The organism is Acidaminobacter sp. JC074 (assembly GCF_022496765.1).
Classification (GTDB): Bacteria; Bacillota; Clostridia; order Peptostreptococcales; family Acidaminobacteraceae; genus JABXKX01.
Genome location: NZ_VANV01000036.1, coordinates 1 through 15,886 on the forward strand (window position 1 = coordinate 1; position 15,886 = coordinate 15,886).

Below are 15,886 nucleotides of genomic sequence, written 5' to 3' on the forward strand. Positions count from 1 at the left end.
TTATAAAACTTGCCCATGTGAATACTAGTTTCATAAATAGTATCATCAAACTCAGAATCAATATTTACATGAAAAGAATATGCTAATTTTAAAGACTTTGCCTTCTTTTTCTTAACACGTTTTATTCCCATTATTTACCTCCTCTTAACTATGATTATACATCATAACCTCAAAAGAAGCAAACATTTGTTCGGTATTGTTTTATTACACATAGTATGCCTTTTCAAAGTTGATTTTATATCAATAAGAGCATTTGTAATATCTTTCCACCACAATAATAATGAGTATTTGCACGGCATACAATCATGTTTAGAAATTTTAGATCAATACAATCTCCTAAGCAATAAAAAAGAGTATACCTAAAAGGCACACTCATCTCATTATTCTGCTTCAACTTTTACTTTTAAGCTAGCAGTTACTTTAGGATAAACTTTAATCTTAATTGACTCTTCACCAAGAAGCTTAATTGGTCCATCCATAACCATTTTTTTCTTATCAATTTTAAAACCGTGCTCCTTGTTTAACTTAGCAGCAATATCCTTTGAAGTGATAGAACCAAATAATCTACCGCCTTCACCAGCTTGTGTCTTGAAAACTAATGTCACTTTTTCAATCTTCGCAGCTAGCTCTTTTGCAGCGGCTAGATCTTCAGCTTTTTTCTTATCTGCTGATTTCTTTTGGTGAGATAATTCACTTACATTACCATCTGTTGCTGGCTTAGCAAGATTTCTTGGAAATAAGAAATTTCTTGCATGTCCATCACTTGCATTGATAATATCTCCCTTTTTACCTGTACCTTTTATGTCTTTTAATAAAATAACCTTCATATTATTCCTCCTCTTCAAAAAACTCATCTATAGCAGCTTCAAGTTTTTCTCTAGCCTCTTTCATTGTAACACCTGTCAGTTGTGCACCTGCCACTTCTAAGTGACCACCACCGCCAAGTTTCTCCATAATCAGCTGGACATTAATATCTCCGAGAGAACGTCCACTGATAAATATCAAATCTTCATCCTTTTGACCGATAACAAAGGATGCATTTATACCTCTAATGTTAAGCAGTTCATCAGCTCCCTGAGCTGCAACCAACTGAGGATTAGACAGGTCTTTTGGACAAACAGCTATGGCAATGGAATCCTTATACATGCTTGCTGTAGATACAATATTCGACTTGGCAACAAAGGTGCCAATATCGTCTTGGAAAAGTTGCTTTACAAGTGTTGTATCTGCTCCTAAACGTCTTAAGAAAGATGCTGCATCAAAAGTTCTTACACCAGTTTTAAATGAAAAATTCTTGGTGTCAACAGCAATACCGGCAAGCATTGCCTCAGCTTCTATCTTATCAATTTTCTGCTTATTGTCAATATACTGAAGTATTTCTGAAACCAATTCACACGTTGAAGACGCGTAAGGCTCTGTGTATCTTAAGACCACTTTTTCAATCTGTTCTGTCCCCACCCTATGATGGTCGATTAAAACCACACGATCTGTCTTTTCAAGTAGTGGTGGACATTCAGTAAATGAAGGTCTATGGGTATCCACAACAACCAATAGGTCTTTGTCTGTGATCATTTCTAATGCTTCTTCATCACCAATAAACTTGTATTCGTCATTATCAGCAAACAACTCAAATACAGAGAATATGGCATCATTAACCTGATTAAGAACGATATAGGCATCTTTACCTCTGTTAACAACGGCCCTGTACATACCAATTGCTGCACCAAAACAGTCCATATCAGGATACTTATGCCCCATGATAAATACTTTTGGTGAATCATCAATAAGCGGTCTTAAACCATGAGCTATAACTCTTGCCTTTACACGGTTTCTCTTTTCTACAGCCTTTGTTTTACCACCATAGAATTTAAAATCGCCCTTCATTCTTACAACAGCCTGGTCACCACCACGACTCAGTGCAAGTTCTAAGGCTGAAAAAGCATACTCTTCTAACTTCGAAAGGTTTCTTCCCAGTGAGCCTACACCAATAGATAGGGTAACAGGTGTTTTGTTACCTAGATCAATTTCTCTCATATCATCTAGTATGGCAAATCTCTTTGCTTCTAGATTTTCTAAAAACTTATTTTCAAATACAATCAAGTACCGGTCTTTTTGATACTTTTTCATAACGGCATTCATTCTAGAAGCCCATAAATTTACTTTACGATCAATTTCAGAAAGGACAAACATCCTTTTTTCTTCTTTTGTAGATTTTAACACATCTTCTAAGTTATCAACCTGAACGATGGCTACAATGGATCTTTCATCACTGTATAATTCTTTAAGTTTGGTGTATTCAGTAATATCCACCCAGTAAAGCATGACAATGAAACGATCGTCTTTGCTTTCCTTGTTCACTTCAACGATGTTGTAGAATATTCTATAATATCTTTCACCTAGTTTGGTGTCAGAATAACCATTTTCCTCACTGGTTAATTTCTCTAATGAAAATGATGAAACCAAGTCATGAATGTCTTTACCCAGTAGTCTTGTATCAGGAAATAACTCTGTAAAACTTGAATTGTACCAAGTCACCTTGCCATCAAGATTTAATAGGGTTAAAGGAAATGGTAGATTTAAAATGGCGTATCTAGCCGCTGAATCAATTTCTCCTGATAAAGATTCAATGTAATCTTCCCATTTTTTAGATCTTTCATGGTTAGAAATCCAGTTATAGTAAACTAAAAATACCCATACTATGGCAGCTATAATGCCCAGATAAACATGAAATAATGCTATCACAAGTGCAAATATAGCCAGTATCATTAAATATATTCTTGTATTTGGCGCCAGCAGTTTATTAACTTTTCTACCTGACTTCATAGTGACCTCCTAGCTGTCTCTATCTTCTATTCGTTTTCTAAAATCTGCATACATATCTGCAAAACCAACCAATCCTAAACCAAATCTAATAATATTTAAAGGACCAAGTATTGGTGAAATGAAATACACCACTATTGATACCACTTTATAGGCTGTTTTGTTAGGTTGCTTTTCAAACAAGTACCATACAAAGGCCATACCATTGATATGTAGAATAATATAAAAGATTGACATGAAATTTGACGCATAATACATCATACTGCCATTATCAAAAATAGAAACCAAGGTTATGATTCCTAAAACAACCATGATAATAAGACGGGCATTTTCTCTTATTCTGAAATCTTTAAAGTAGGTCTTTTCAAAAGGAATAGACATACGCTTCATAATCTTCTTAGATACCCCAAATGATACCACAGTATTCACAAGTGAGTAGGTAATCAGAATAGATGGGAATAATAGCTTCATCACTTCAATGGATTCTTCCATCATTGAGAAATACATGATTAGCTCTTCTTCTGAGAAGACATTTAAGCTAGAGTAAACCACCTTAGCATCTGCTATCATACGATCTGTCATTACAATTATTTCTTCAATAAAGTCTACGCCAAAGAAGAACTTTAGGCTGTATAAAAAACCTAAAAAGCCAAACACCATGGCAAGACTTGAGTAAAGAATGTTCTGACTGTTTCTTTGATTCTTATGGAAACAGTAGCCTTGTACAATGGCGAGTGGTAGTACTAAAGTTGCAACAGTTGCAGCATAGGTGGGATCTATCAGCATGAGTATGCCGATGACAACAGCTGATGCCATCAACTGCATTTTGATATCCGAAACCTTACCGAGCACAACAATAGGGATACCTACTATAAATATTGCGAACTGAAAAAATGGCAAGAAATATAAGATCAAGCTAAGTACGACTGCTAATGCAACCATAACAGCTGATGTAACGATTTTTTTTGTATTGTTCATATGCACCTCTTCCACAGTATTATACCGTATTCTGGTCTATTTTACTACTCTTTCACTGGTTTAACAATAAAGCTTATACAAGCTTAAGAATTAGACAAAAAAAGAGTCTAAGCAAATTACCTAGACTCATGAGTTTATTTTGTAAAGTTAATGAATGACTGCATCACTTTTCTAACTTCTTCTTGATCTACTTTCCCGTTTTCATCCGGATGCAGCATACAAGATTCTGCATTGTTCTCAAGAATAGCTAAGCCCACTTTGTTGACTGAAGACTTGATTGCTGCAATCTGAACAAGTATTTCATCACATGGCTTTTCATCTTCCACCATCTTTTCAATACCAGCTATATGACCCTTGATTGTTCTTAACCTATTAATTATCTTTTTTCTTGGTTCTGATACCATAACATACCTACTTTCTGTACCTTCCCAATATATCATAAAGTTTTCAAACTTTAAATAAAAACTTTAAAATCACTTACTAGATGAATAAGTTAATGTCAGATTCTTCACCTTCAGCTAAGTATGTTGCAACTCCACCGAAGTTGACACCATCAATTAATTCTTCTTCCTTAACGCCCATTAGATCCATAGACATGTTGCAAGCAACAATGTTAACACCAGAATCAATAGCCTGCTGAATCAGATCTTCTAGTGAATCTACATTGTATTTTTTCATTAATCCACGAATCATCTTTGAACCCATACCACCCATGTTCATTTTAGAAAGTGATAACTTCTTACTTCCTCTTGGAAGCATGGTAGAGAACATCTTACTTACAAAGTCTTTTTTTGCAGATACTTTTTCTGGCTTCTTTATAATATTTAACCCCCAGAAAGTAAAGAACATGGTTACTTTTCTTCCCATTGCTGCAGCGCCATTTGCTATAATAAATGAAGCGATTGCCCTATCTAAATCATCTGAAAAGACCACCATTGATTTATTGTTGCCAGAACCTTGTAGCTTAACTTCTTCTTGCACTTGACCCTTCTGAATCTTTGCATAGAAGCTGTTGCCATCAAAGCCATCGTCTAGCAGCTTATGCCCCATTCTATCAGACCACTTACCGATATCTGATCTAAAGCCTGGATCAGTTGCTGTTACATTTAAAACATCACCAGGACTCATTGTATCCATTTTTTTATAGACCTCTCGAATAGGACCAGGACATGCCAGACCACACGCATTTAATGATATTTCATTGCCTATTTGCCTGGGCTTTGTCATTTCCTTTTGAACATCAGGGTCACACACATCGTTACAACAAGTACCACCTGTACAATGCTCATCATCGTCTGCATTACATACAACACAGTTATAAGTTGAGTAACCACCTGTTAAGTTATGAACATCTGTAAAACCATTTTCTTTTAAAATTCTTACAGCTATATAACCTCTGATACCTACTGCACAATAAATAATGTATTTCTTATTTTTATCTAAGTCACTTAAACGATTTCTAAGATCGTCTACTTCAATGTTAATTGAACCCTTGATAGCGCCAAGCTCTACTTCTTCAGCAGTTCTTACATCCAATAAGACAGCACCCTTTTCCTGTAAAGGTTCAACTTCATGCCAGTTTACAGTTGGGCATACGCCTGTAAGAAGGTTTTCTGCTGCAAAACCAACCATGTTTTCTGGTGCTTTTGCTGATGAGAATGGCGGTGCATAGGCAAGTTCTAAATCTTTTAGATCATAGATAGTGCCATTAAAACGAATAGCTGTTGCCATGACATCAATTCTCTTATCCACACCCTTGTAACCAACGATTTGCGAACCTAAAATCTTACCGTCCATATCAAATACAGTTTTGAAAGTCATTGGGAATGCACCTGGATAATAACCTGCATTCGACTTAGGATGAATAATTAAAGTTTCATAGTCTTTATGAAGCTTCTTACCCGCTCTCATTAGATCCTTTTCATTAAGACCTGTATTGGCAACTGTGATATCAAAAACTTTAGCAATTGAAGTACCTTGAGTACCCTTGTAAGCTACTTTTTTACCAACTATATTATCAGCTACGATTCTACCTTGCTTGTTAGCAGGACCTGCTAAAGGAATCATTGCCTGTTCTTTTGTCATAAAGTGTTCTATTTCTACAGCATCACCTAAGGCATAGATATTTTCATCACTGGTAAGCATGTACTTATCAACAACAATACCGCCTCTTTCGTTCAGCTTAAGTTCTGCAGCCCTAGCAAGACCAGATTGTGCCTTAACACCGATAGATAAGATAACCATATCTACTAGAAGCTCTTTACCACTATTTAAGACAATTTTAGTTTGGCCATTGATGTCTTCAAAGTAATTAACGCCATCAGAAAGAATTAGATTTACCTTCTTTTCTCGCATATGAGCATGAATACCTTGTGCCATGTCAAAATCTACTGGTGCCATTACTTGGTTGGCCATTTCAACAAGTGATACATCTAACTTTAAATCATGTAAGTTCTCTGCCATTTCTATACCGATGAAACCACCACCGATAACTGCCGCTTTTTTAATGTCTTTAGTTTTAATATGGTTAATGATTTGATCCATATGATCCATATTCCATAAAATATGAATGTTGTCTGAATCAATGCCCTTGATAGGAGGTTGGATTGGTGTAGAGCCAGGCGATAAAACTAGTGTGTCATACTTTTCAGTATAAACTTGTCCTGATTCTAAGTTCTTAACCTCAACGGACTTATTTTCTTTATCGATTGATAAGACTTCGTTTAAAACTCTTACATCTACGTTAAATCTTTGATTAAATGCTTCAGGTGTTTGTAAAAGCAAATTATCTCTTTCTTGAATGCTGCCACCTATATGATAAGGCAGGCCACAGTTTGCAAACGATATATATTTACCTTTCTCAAGCATAACGATTTCAATTGTTTCATCATTTCTTCTTAAACGTGCTGCAGTGGATGCACCACCTGCAACACCACCAATTATAACGACTTTTTTACTCATCACTACCTCCGTATACCCCTCCCTCTAGGGGTGTCCTTTTTCTATATCATACATCATCCTTATTAATCCGTCAATTATTTCACAAAACTTTGTGAAAATATTTTCTAATATTATTCCTATAACCCATTTTCTAAAGATTTAATCGCAAAAAAAATACACAATCTCTTGTGTATTAGCAGCTGCTGCCACCATATGATGGCGAAACAACAAATCCTTTTCTGAAAAAGTTAGTTGTATAGTCTATGTTGAAGTTACCAAATTGATCAATAATATCTGTGTTAACTACAAATTTCACACCTTCTTTTTCTTCCATATGATCTTCACTTGATTGCTCATCCAGAACAATACCAAATACTGGACCACCTCAGCCAAAACCGTTGATCATGACTCTAAATGCTTTACTTTCATAGTTATATCGATTTCTTAATTGCTCTAAGGCTTCTTTAGTTACATTAATTTTCATTATTACCTCCATCCCCTCCTGTAGGGGGTATCTTTATAATAAAGAATTCTGAATAATTTGTCAAGCAAAAAAGTTATACACATTTTTATGCACATTTTTGTGGATAAAAATTATCTCTATAAAGCCTAGAATTTCAACGTTCTTTAAGTTATAATAATCACATATCATTTTTTTTATCCACAGGAGGTTGTGAATAATGTCATGGAAAAGTCGCGGTGTCAGAGGATCTGCCCTAGAAGATTTAATTGTATTCACAAACGATTATTATCTAAAAAGAAATTTAGCCAGAATCGATAAGGTACCCATTCCTATAAAAATTATAGAACAAGGCAAAGATGGCATGATTAATAAGGCTTTTTACGAAAAAAAATCCACGGTCGATTTCATTGGATTTGTACAAGGGTCTACAGTTGTTTTTGATGCAAAGGAAACCAACTTGCCTTCGCTTCCATTTAAAAATATTCATGCCCACCAGATAGAATATATGAAGGATGTTACATTCCATGGGGGTATCGCCTTTATTATCGCTCACTTTAAAATCAATGATTCTTATCATGTCATCCCATATGAAGTACTGAAGAAATACTATGATGAAGCTGATAAAGGTGGCAGAAAGTCCATTCCACTATCTGAACTCAACCCAGATTTTGAAATTAAGTACAATTACAATGGTATCCTTAATTATCTTAAGGTCTTAAACACATATGTAAAATATAAAGAAGAAGACAAATTATAAAAGGCAAATTCCCTAGAGGGAACTTGCCTTTAATTATTTTGTTACTTCAACAATTGTATTTGCAAGTAGTGCAAACTCATCAATAGTAAGTGTTTCACCACGTCTACCACCGTCGACACCTGATTTTTCAAAGGCAATCTTCAAATCGTCTTTTGAAACTTTCATGATGCCTGAAGACAGCGCATTTAAAAGTGTTTTTCTTCTCTTAGAAAAAGCATCTTTAATGGTATTGAAGAATGTTTTTTTATCTAATAACTCTAAGTCACTTGGTCTTACCTTTAAACGAATAACAGATGATGCCACTTTAGGTTGAGGCATAAATGATGACGGTGGCACCACTGTCACAATTTCTGGTTCAGAATAATACTGAACAGCTACTGATAAGGCACCATAAGCCTTTGTTCTAGGCTTTGCCATCATACGATCAGCAACTTCCTTTTGGACCATAACCACTATATCAGAAATCGGTAGTTCATCCTCTAAAAGCTTCATAACAATCGGTGTTGTGATGTAATATGGAAGATTGGCAACAACCTTTGGTGGTTTACCAGAAAAGTGCTCATCTATCAACTTTCTAAGATCTACTTTCAAAACATCATTGTTAACAATGGTAATGTTGTCAAAGTCAGCTAAAGTTTCATCTAATACCGGTAATAAATAATTATCGATTTCAATTGCTGTCACCTTGTCTGCTCGTGAAGCCATTTCATATGTCATAACCCCGATACCAGGGCCTATTTCTAGAATACAATCATTTTCATTTATTTCAGCACCTTCTACAATATCACTTACAACCATATCATTAATTAGAAAGTTCTGACCCAATCCTTTTGAGAATTTAAAATCATATTTCGCCATGATGTATTTAATGGTACTTGGTGATGTTAACTTACCAATCATTTAAGACTCCTAACTGCTTCTTCAAACTGTTCTCTTGTTATGCCATAGCCATTTAATCTCTTTAAAAATGTCTTTGCATTGCCGTAACCTATGCCTAAAATCTTACCAACTTGATCTCGTCTTTCTGACGCATTATTAGAGATGATTAAATCATTTCTTACAAGATCACTTTGAGAGAATGTAATTACTTTTTCTGTTGTTACTGCATGTGCTTTATTTAAAGCTTCTATAATAGATTCAGGCGATGCATTCTCTACACCAATATCATCTTTGTAGGTTGCCTCGTTTCTAGGAATAAATGCATGTTTACAACCTGGTATTTTTTGATCAATTCTTTTTCTTATCTGTTCACCTGCATGATCAGGATCCGTTAATACAATCACACCACAACGTTCTTTAGCCTGCTTGATACGTTCAAATGTCTTAGCAGATATGCCAAAACCATGTGTGATAATAATTTCTGCATCTACAGCTTTTTTTACTGCTGTCTCATCATCACGTCCTTCAACGACAATAATTTCTTTAATCTTTTTAATAACCATACCCCTTAATGTAACTTTCATCTATTTCATCCTCGATGATATAGACCCTAACATATCTTCTGCCATAACGCATGGCAGCAGCGTTGTTGTTGATAAATAAATCTACCTTTTGTCCCTTAATGGCACTACCAGTATCCTCTGCTGATGCAAAGCCATAGTCAGCCGTTCTATCCATGGACTCCACGTATACCTTAGAACCCAGTGGAATAACTTTAGGATCTACTGCGATTACACCCGGTCTTGCTTGAGTACCTGAATATGTAATACCATATGCAGGATGGTCAGGATATTTACCACATGATGCATAAGATAGATCGTAAGCTGTTGCCTGACAGACAATCACTTTAGAATATCTAAAGGGTAGTCCTCTACTCGTTACAAAAAGCTCTTCAGAACCCTTGTTTTTAACTTCACTAACAGGATCTTTAACAATAGATTCTTTTACAAAATTTCTAGACATCATCTTACCATTTTCATAACGAATTTGATAAGTGATTTCCTTTAAACCTGATTCACCTCTTTGAACCAACTCAATTTCATGAGGCTCTAGGTTATTGACTAGATTGATTTCTGTATAATAGGGTATATCCGTTTCTTCTACTAAATACTCATCCCATACTCTGGTGATGTTGATATGAGCACCTTCATATATCTTTGCATCTAAAAATGGTGCCACCACATCTAAGTCAGAAATCTCGATATTGTTTTCTTCAAGAATAGCTCTAACATTATGATGCGTCGTTTGAACAGTCATCACTTCATTACCATCTCTGATATTCAGTTCATAAGCTCTGGCAATTTCAATTTGGCCTTGATGATCAATCACTGTGTCTAAAGACGGATGGATTAAATCATCTGGACCCAGAGAAATCTCCATATCATCTATGATATCTGATACAGTTTTCTTAAAGGTGCTTATTTCATATGTTTTGTCTTCATCTTCTATCGTGACGTAATTGATATTTGCATTTCTAAATAATAAAAGGCTTACTGCTAAAATTAAGAATAAGCCTGTTACAATCGGATAGAAGAGTGATATTTTAAATTTCTTCATAATCGACTCCTAAAACTACTATAATAATATACTGTTTGAACTAAAAGTTCAAACAGTATCATTCGTTTTAGTCAATATTAAAGTATTTTTTTGCATTTTCCATGGTCTTTTGGGCCACTTCTTCATAAGAAATACCCTTGATTTCAGCAATTTTTTCACATACATATTTAACATATGTAGACTCATTTCTCTTGCCTCTATAAGGATGTGGCGTTAAATAAGGTGAATCCGTTTCAATCATCAAGCGGTCCAAAGGTACACTTTCTACAACCTCCACTAGTTTTCTAGCGTTCTTGAAAGTCACTGGACCAGCTATTGAAAGATAAGCACCTAACTTGATATACTGTCTGGCAAGTTCTGCAGAACCTGAGTAACAATGCATCAAAACACCTGTCTCAAACTGATTTTCTTCCTTTAAGATATCCATAACATCTTGATTGGCTTCTCTGTCATGAATGATAACAGGCAGCTTTAACTCTTTAGCCAGCTGAAGCTGCTTTCTAAACCAATATTTCTGAACATCTCTTGGTGAAAAGTCATAATGATAATCTAATCCAATTTCACCAATGGCCTTCACTTTTTTCTTTCTTGCCATGGCCTTGATAAGACCTAACATCATATCATCTAAAGTCTTAGCTTCATGTGGATGAACACCAACTGCTGCATAAATGAAATCATACTTATCAGAAAGCTCTACTGCATTTATGGATGACTCATAATCTGCACCAGGATTTAAAACCAAAGACACTTCTGATTCCATAATGCGTTTGATGACGGCTTCTCTGTCGCCATCAAACTTATGTGAATCTAAATGTGCATGAGAATCAAATAACATATTGCCCCCTAGCTTACTGTCGATCCAGCAGGCATATCAGCAGTAACAAGCTTTAAGTCCTTACCTGATTCTGCAGCTAAAATCATACCTTCTGATTTTTCACCACGTAATTTTACAGGTTTTAAGTTAGCTACTAAAATTACCTTTTCTCCTACTAATTCTTGAGGATCAAAGTATTCAGCAATACCTGATACAACTTGACGCGTATCATCACCAACTTTTAATTGTAAAACTAAAAGTCTGTCAGCTTTTTTGTGTTTAGCCACACTGATTATCTCAGCTACTCTAAAATCTATTTTAGAGAAATCATCAAAAGTAATCTCTGGCTTAATTTCAGGATACTCGATTTTCTCTTCTTTTGGATATTTCTTTTCGATGTCTGCTGCAATTTCTTCTAATTTCTTAGCTTCATCAATTCTTGCAAATAAAGGCTCGCCTACACCTACTTTAGAACCCACCACTGTACCGTCAAATGACTTAGCAGATTCAAATGATACATTAACAGCATTGATTTGCTCTTGAATCTTTTTAGCTGTATCAGGAATGAAAGACTCTAATAATACTGATGAAATTCTAATAGACTCAAGTAAGTTGTAAAGCACAGTGCCTAAACGGTCTTTCTTATCTTCTTCTTTAGCTAATATCCATGGACAAGTTTCATCAATATACTTGTTTGATCTTCTTAAAAGTGTCCATAATGCTTCTAAAGCATCAGCAACCTTGTATTCGTTCATCTTAGCAGTCACAGTTTCAACTGTTACTTTTGCCAAGTTGATTAAGTCCTCATCAAATGCCTTTTCTTCTTCAGTTAATACTACACCAGGTGCTTGAATCACACCATCATTGTACTTGTTAACCATAGCAACAGTTCTGTTAACCAAGTTACCAAGAACATTGGCTAAGTCAGTATTCACTCTAGAAATCATGTTTTCATATGTGAAAGAACCGTCTTGAGCATAAGGCATTTCTCTTAGTACATAGTATCTAACAGCATCTAAGCCAAAGTACTCTACTAAGTCGTGAGCATAAACCACATTACCTTTAGATTTACTCATTTTATCTGTACCTGTTAATAACCAAGGATGACCTAAAACTTTCTTAGGTAGTTCTACGTCTAAAGCCATAAGGATAATTGGCCAGTAAATTGTATGGAATCTTACGATATCCTTACCGATTACATGAACATCAGCAGGCCAGTAATTGTTGTACTTTTCGCCATGATTACCATCTACATCATAGCCAATCGCAGAAATATAGTTTGACAAGGCATCGATCCATACATAAGTTACATGACCTGGATCAAACTCTACTGGTATACCCCAGTCAAATGATGTTCTCGATACACATAAGTCTTGTAGACCCGGCTTAATGAAGTTGTTGATCATCTCATTTTTTCTAGACTCAGGTGATATAAATTCAGGATGTGTGTTGTAGTGTTCAACAAGTCTATCTGCATAGTTAGACAACTTTAAGAAGTAAGCTTCTTCTTTTGCTTGTTCAACAGCGCCACCACAATCAGGACACTTACCATCATTTAATTGAGTTTCGGTCCAGAAAGACTCACAAGGCTTACAGTAAGCACCTTCATAAGCACCCTTGTAAATGTCACCTTGATCGTATAATTTCTTAAAGATTTTTTGAACAACTTTCTTATGATCTTCATCTGTTGTTCTGATGAACTGATCATATGATACATTCATGAAGTCCCAAATCTTTCTGATTTCTCCCGCAATATGGTCAACGTGCTCTTGAGGTGTAATACCCTCTTCAATTGCCTGGTCTTGTATCTTTTGACCATGTTCGTCTGTACCTGTTAAGAAATAAACGTCATAACCTTCAGCACGTTTATATCTAGCAATTGAGTCTGTTAAAATAGCTTCATACACATTACCGATATGAGGTATTCTAGATGTGTATGCGATAGCCGTGGTGATATAATACTTTTCCATAAAATCCTCCTTACAAAAATATAAAAAGAGCCTCCATCCAAGGGACGAAGGCTCGTTCGTGTTACCACCCTAATTCATAGTTAACTTGTTATAGATCCGTCAACTACCTCATTGTGAAATCTCACGATACTATAACGTGTATCAACCGTTGAAGTCTTTCCTCTTCAATGCTCCTGGACCATTTTCAACAATACTCTCTTCTCTGATTTTCACCAAAACATCAGCTCTCTAAGCAAGATTTCATGTATCTCTTCCATTCATAGCATCTATAATTTGAAAAAAGTATATCACAGATTTATATGAGAATCAAACTTTTCTAATTTTAATGTGTTACTATAATAAAGAGATATGGAGGGCACTATGCAATTAATAAAAGATATTGAAAACTATAAAAGTGATATAGAACAAGAAATTCTGGATAAAAAAATCATACTGGACCACTTAAATAGATCCAAAGATATTTTTGTTAGAGACAATCAAACTGCACATATGACTGCTTCTGCATGGGTCGTTAACCATGACTGCAGCAAAGTTCTTATGGTCTATCATAATATTTATGATTCGTGGTCTTGGTTAGGTGGTCATGCGGATGGCGACACAGACCTATTAAATGTAGCTATAAAAGAAGTAAAGGAAGAAAGTGGACTTAAAAGGGTACACCCAATTACAGAAGATATCTTTTCTTTAGAAACCCTGACTGTAGACGGGCATGAAAGAAGAGGCAAATACGTGCCTTCTCATTTGCACCTAAATGTTACCTATTTACTACAAGCTGATGAGGAAGATGAACTTTCTATCCAACCAGATGAAAACTCTGGTGTTCAGTGGTTTGATTTAAATGAAGCTATAGAAGCATCCTCAGAGCCTTGGTTTAAAGAACGAATCTATTCAAAATTAAATAATAAGCTCAAAAAAAGATGCAACTGTTAATTCAGTTGCATTTACTATAGCGTCAGTAGCATATTCATTGCCTTGCTTTCAAGCGCTTCTATGTCTTTAAAAAGCTGACTGGCTTCAACTAATAATTTTTCATCCTTTGTCTGACTGATTTTCATGAATGTATCCGATACTTGATGCCACATCAGTGCTGACTCCACATAAATTTCATAGACATCTTCAATAACTTGACTACCAGTTAGATGGCTAGCTTCTTTAAGAAAATCTCTATATAGATTTCTAAACATAGCACCACCAGTGCCACCTCTTTCCATCATGGTTGCAGCAAATGAAAAATCCTTTTCTATATCATCAGATGCTTTATACCATTTTTTTAGATCTTTTGCTGTCCTTAATAGACCTTTGTATCCAAAATTAGAAATAGGTGGATTCAGAAAGCTTTCTGCATTTGCAACAAGCGCCTTTATGATGGCCTCTCTTAAATCAACTTCATTCTCTGTTCGATCGATGACAAAACTCAGATTCTTACCAAACATAGGTCCTTTTTCACTTCTTGCTAGTGATAGAGATTCCAATGAAGTTTTTTTTCTGCCGCCTTGCTGTTGTGTGTCTATTAGATAAGCATCTTTATCATCATATCCTATAATAGCTGCGAAATGACCTGCAAAATGTATCTTAGAAGTAAAATACTCCAGATGGTAACAATCCAATTGCAAACCAACAGGTCTATCATCATCTAAATATGATTTAACTATTTGCCAAGCCTTTTTTACTGAAGCAGTTCTGTTTACACTTAATTTCAAACCTAAGTTTTCACATAATCTTTCTGTAATTTCAAATTGCCTGGTCCTACCACCTAAAAAGGGCATACCATCACTACCCCAAGGTAAGATACCATAGTTTAAACCTTGACCTAGACCAAAAAGCATGGCTTCAGAAAAATCAAAGCCTATATGAGTCATTAAAACACCAATCGTTGTTGTTTCGCAGTGTTCACCTTTAAAATTAATCATGTTCTCTCCTCCTTATAAACTCTATACCCATTTATCTATAACTTAATTTTAATAGCTACACTTAGGGGAGAGTCAATGACTTGTTGATAAAATAGGTCGTTTAAAAACTTATACACATTTTACTACACTTATCCATAACTTATTTCAAAAAAGTTAACTTATACAGTCTTTTCATTATACATAAGAATAGGCTATACTCATAAGAAAGGATGATATCATGAAATTAATAAAAAAACTTATTTCGAACTACAAACAAACCCAATCTATTTATAAAGAATATGAAAATATGAGGGCGCCACTCAGATCAAAAGACGACTATTACCAGGCAACTGAGTCTAATCAAAAGGGATTTTCAAATCCGAATTCAAAACAAGATGAAAGAACCTATATTTCTTCTTTTTCAGGAGCAACCCAATATGTTTGGAATGGCAGATTCCTCTCTGAATACAGCGGCAAACGCTTAATTGAATTTGACGGTAGTCACATTAAAAAGTATGCTGGCAGTCATATCTACAAATGGGAAAATAACTGTTTATCTGCTTTTGCAGGAAAAAAACTATACACGGTATCAAGTGGATCTATATCACGATTTGCTGCAAATAAAATCTATTCGTATGATTCAAAAGGGCTTTCTAAGTTTGCTGGACCACAGTTATATAGTATAAAAGGATCTGAAGTACCAGTAGCCATCATGATTGTGATTGCGGAAAAACTCATTTAAATAGCACCTACATATTT

At 35.2% G+C, this 15,886-nt stretch carries 15 protein-coding genes and 1 other annotated feature; of the genes, 3 read left to right on the plus strand and 12 right to left on the minus strand.

The window, feature by feature from the left end; genetic code table 11:
• Positions 1 to 380: 380 nt before the first annotated feature.
• From rplI to EZV73_RS26270, 6 genes are all read right to left on the minus strand, one after another.
• The gene (gene rplI, locus EZV73_RS26245) at positions 381 to 827 is read right to left on the minus strand and encodes a 50S ribosomal protein L9 (RefSeq protein WP_240843479.1); all 447 of its coding nucleotides are present in this window, start codon (positions 825 to 827) and stop codon (positions 381 to 383) included.
• A gap of 1 nt (position 828) precedes the next feature.
• Positions 829 to 2,823, minus strand: a complete 1,995-nt coding sequence (locus tag EZV73_RS26250; RefSeq protein WP_240843481.1) for a DHH family phosphoesterase — start codon at positions 2,821 to 2,823, stop codon at positions 829 to 831.
• 9 nt (positions 2,824 to 2,832) lie between these two features.
• A complete protein-coding gene (locus tag EZV73_RS26255) occupies positions 2,833 to 3,798 on the minus strand; it encodes a DUF2232 domain-containing protein (protein ID WP_240843483.1) in 966 nt (321 codons plus the stop codon).
• 134 nt (positions 3,799 to 3,932) lie between these two features.
• A complete protein-coding gene (locus EZV73_RS26260; RefSeq protein WP_240843485.1) occupies positions 3,933 to 4,202 on the minus strand; it encodes a metal-sensitive transcriptional regulator in 270 nt (89 codons plus the stop codon).
• A 76-nt stretch (positions 4,203 to 4,278) separates the two neighbouring features.
• Positions 4,279 to 6,759, minus strand: a complete 2,481-nt coding sequence (locus tag EZV73_RS26265) for a DsrE/DsrF/DrsH-like family protein (protein WP_240843486.1) — start codon at positions 6,757 to 6,759, stop codon at positions 4,279 to 4,281.
• Between the two features lie 172 nt (positions 6,760 to 6,931).
• Entirely contained in the window at positions 6,932 to 7,072 is a 141-nt protein-coding gene (locus tag EZV73_RS26270; RefSeq protein ID WP_240843487.1) for a hypothetical protein, read from the minus strand.
• A 346-nt stretch (positions 7,073 to 7,418) separates the two neighbouring features.
• Between EZV73_RS26270 and recU the strand changes: the two genes are divergently transcribed.
• Positions 7,419 to 7,958, plus strand: a complete 540-nt coding sequence (recU, locus tag EZV73_RS26275) for a Holliday junction resolvase RecU (RefSeq protein WP_240843488.1) — start codon at positions 7,419 to 7,421, stop codon at positions 7,956 to 7,958.
• A gap of 33 nt (positions 7,959 to 7,991) precedes the next feature.
• Here recU and rsmA read toward each other — a convergent pair whose 3' ends face one another.
• The 5 genes from rsmA to metG all read right to left on the minus strand — a co-directional run bounded on the left by rsmA (position 7,992) and on the right by metG (position 13,238).
• A complete protein-coding gene (gene rsmA, locus EZV73_RS26280; protein WP_240843533.1) occupies positions 7,992 to 8,855 on the minus strand; it encodes a 16S rRNA (adenine(1518)-N(6)/adenine(1519)-N(6))-dimethyltransferase RsmA in 864 nt (287 codons plus the stop codon).
• The gene (gene rnmV, locus EZV73_RS26285) at positions 8,855 to 9,421 is read right to left on the minus strand and encodes a ribonuclease M5 (RefSeq protein WP_240843489.1); all 567 of its coding nucleotides are present in this window, start codon (positions 9,419 to 9,421) and stop codon (positions 8,855 to 8,857) included. Before rnmV ends, rsmA begins: the two co-directional genes overlap by 1 nt.
• On the minus strand, positions 9,390 to 10,454 hold the full coding sequence (locus tag EZV73_RS26290; RefSeq protein ID WP_240843491.1) for a 3D domain-containing protein: 1,065 nt from the start codon (positions 10,452 to 10,454) through the stop codon (positions 9,390 to 9,392). The genes rnmV and EZV73_RS26290 overlap by 32 nt, the downstream gene beginning before the upstream one ends.
• 67 nt (positions 10,455 to 10,521) lie before the next feature.
• Positions 10,522 to 11,289: a TatD family hydrolase gene (locus EZV73_RS26295; protein WP_240843493.1), complete on the minus strand. Its 768-nt coding sequence runs from the start codon at positions 11,287 to 11,289 to the stop codon at positions 10,522 to 10,524.
• An 8-nt stretch (positions 11,290 to 11,297) separates the two neighbouring features.
• Positions 11,298 to 13,238, minus strand: coding sequence for a methionine--tRNA ligase (gene metG / locus EZV73_RS26300; protein WP_240843495.1), 1,941 nt, complete (start codon positions 13,236 to 13,238; stop codon positions 11,298 to 11,300).
• 37 nt (positions 13,239 to 13,275) lie between these two features.
• Positions 13,276 to 13,508: a binding site (T-box leader), on the minus strand.
• Between the two features lie 90 nt (positions 13,509 to 13,598).
• Here metG and EZV73_RS26305 point away from each other — a divergent pair.
• Positions 13,599 to 14,168 carry an NUDIX hydrolase gene (locus EZV73_RS26305; RefSeq protein WP_240843496.1) on the plus strand — a complete coding sequence of 190 codons (570 nt, stop codon included), beginning with the start codon at positions 13,599 to 13,601 and terminating at the stop codon, positions 14,166 to 14,168.
• Positions 14,169 to 14,182: 14 nt separating this feature from the next.
• Here EZV73_RS26305 and EZV73_RS26310 read toward each other — a convergent pair whose 3' ends face one another.
• On the minus strand, positions 14,183 to 15,148 hold the full coding sequence (locus EZV73_RS26310) for a BtrH N-terminal domain-containing protein (protein WP_240843497.1): 966 nt from the start codon (positions 15,146 to 15,148) through the stop codon (positions 14,183 to 14,185).
• Positions 15,149 to 15,365: 217 nt separating this feature from the next.
• Here EZV73_RS26310 and EZV73_RS26315 point away from each other — a divergent pair, with 217 nt between their 5' ends.
• A complete protein-coding gene (locus EZV73_RS26315; RefSeq protein WP_240843499.1) occupies positions 15,366 to 15,869 on the plus strand; it encodes a hypothetical protein in 504 nt (167 codons plus the stop codon).
• The last annotated feature ends 17 nt before the right edge of the window (positions 15,870 to 15,886 follow it).

What these genes read in the sequence shown, in the direction of transcription:
- rplI (WP_240843479.1), bottom strand. Translation starts at nt 827, where the DNA reads ATGAAGGTTATTTTATTAAAAGACATAAAAGGTACAGGTAAAAAGGGA.
- EZV73_RS26250 (WP_240843481.1), bottom strand. Translation starts at nt 2,823, where the DNA reads ATGAAGTCAGGTAGAAAAGTTAATAAACTGCTGGCGCCAAATACAAGA.
- EZV73_RS26255 (WP_240843483.1), bottom strand. Translation starts at nt 3,798, where the DNA reads ATGAACAATACAAAAAAAATCGTTACATCAGCTGTTATGGTTGCATTA.
- EZV73_RS26260 (WP_240843485.1), bottom strand. Translation starts at nt 4,202, where the DNA reads ATGGTATCAGAACCAAGAAAAAAGATAATTAATAGGTTAAGAACAATC.
- EZV73_RS26265 (WP_240843486.1), bottom strand. Translation starts at nt 6,759, where the DNA reads ATGAGTAAAAAAGTCGTTATAATTGGTGGTGTTGCAGGTGGTGCATCC.
- EZV73_RS26270 (WP_240843487.1), bottom strand. Translation starts at nt 7,072, where the DNA reads ATGGAAGAAAAAGAAGGTGTGAAATTTGTAGTTAACACAGATATTATT.
- recU (WP_240843488.1), top strand. Translation starts at nt 7,419, where the DNA reads ATGTCATGGAAAAGTCGCGGTGTCAGAGGATCTGCCCTAGAAGATTTA.
- rnmV (WP_240843489.1), bottom strand. Translation starts at nt 9,421, where the DNA reads ATGAAAGTTACATTAAGGGGTATGGTTATTAAAAAGATTAAAGAAATT.
- EZV73_RS26290 (WP_240843491.1), bottom strand. Translation starts at nt 10,454, where the DNA reads ATGAAGAAATTTAAAATATCACTCTTCTATCCGATTGTAACAGGCTTA.
- EZV73_RS26295 (WP_240843493.1), bottom strand. Translation starts at nt 11,289, where the DNA reads ATGTTATTTGATTCTCATGCACATTTAGATTCACATAAGTTTGATGGC.
- metG (WP_240843495.1), bottom strand. Translation starts at nt 13,238, where the DNA reads ATGGAAAAGTATTATATCACCACGGCTATCGCATACACATCTAGAATA.
- EZV73_RS26305 (WP_240843496.1), top strand. Translation starts at nt 13,599, where the DNA reads ATGCAATTAATAAAAGATATTGAAAACTATAAAAGTGATATAGAACAA.
- EZV73_RS26310 (WP_240843497.1), bottom strand. Translation starts at nt 15,148, where the DNA reads ATGATTAATTTTAAAGGTGAACACTGCGAAACAACAACGATTGGTGTT.
- EZV73_RS26315 (WP_240843499.1), top strand. Translation starts at nt 15,366, where the DNA reads ATGAAATTAATAAAAAAACTTATTTCGAACTACAAACAAACCCAATCT.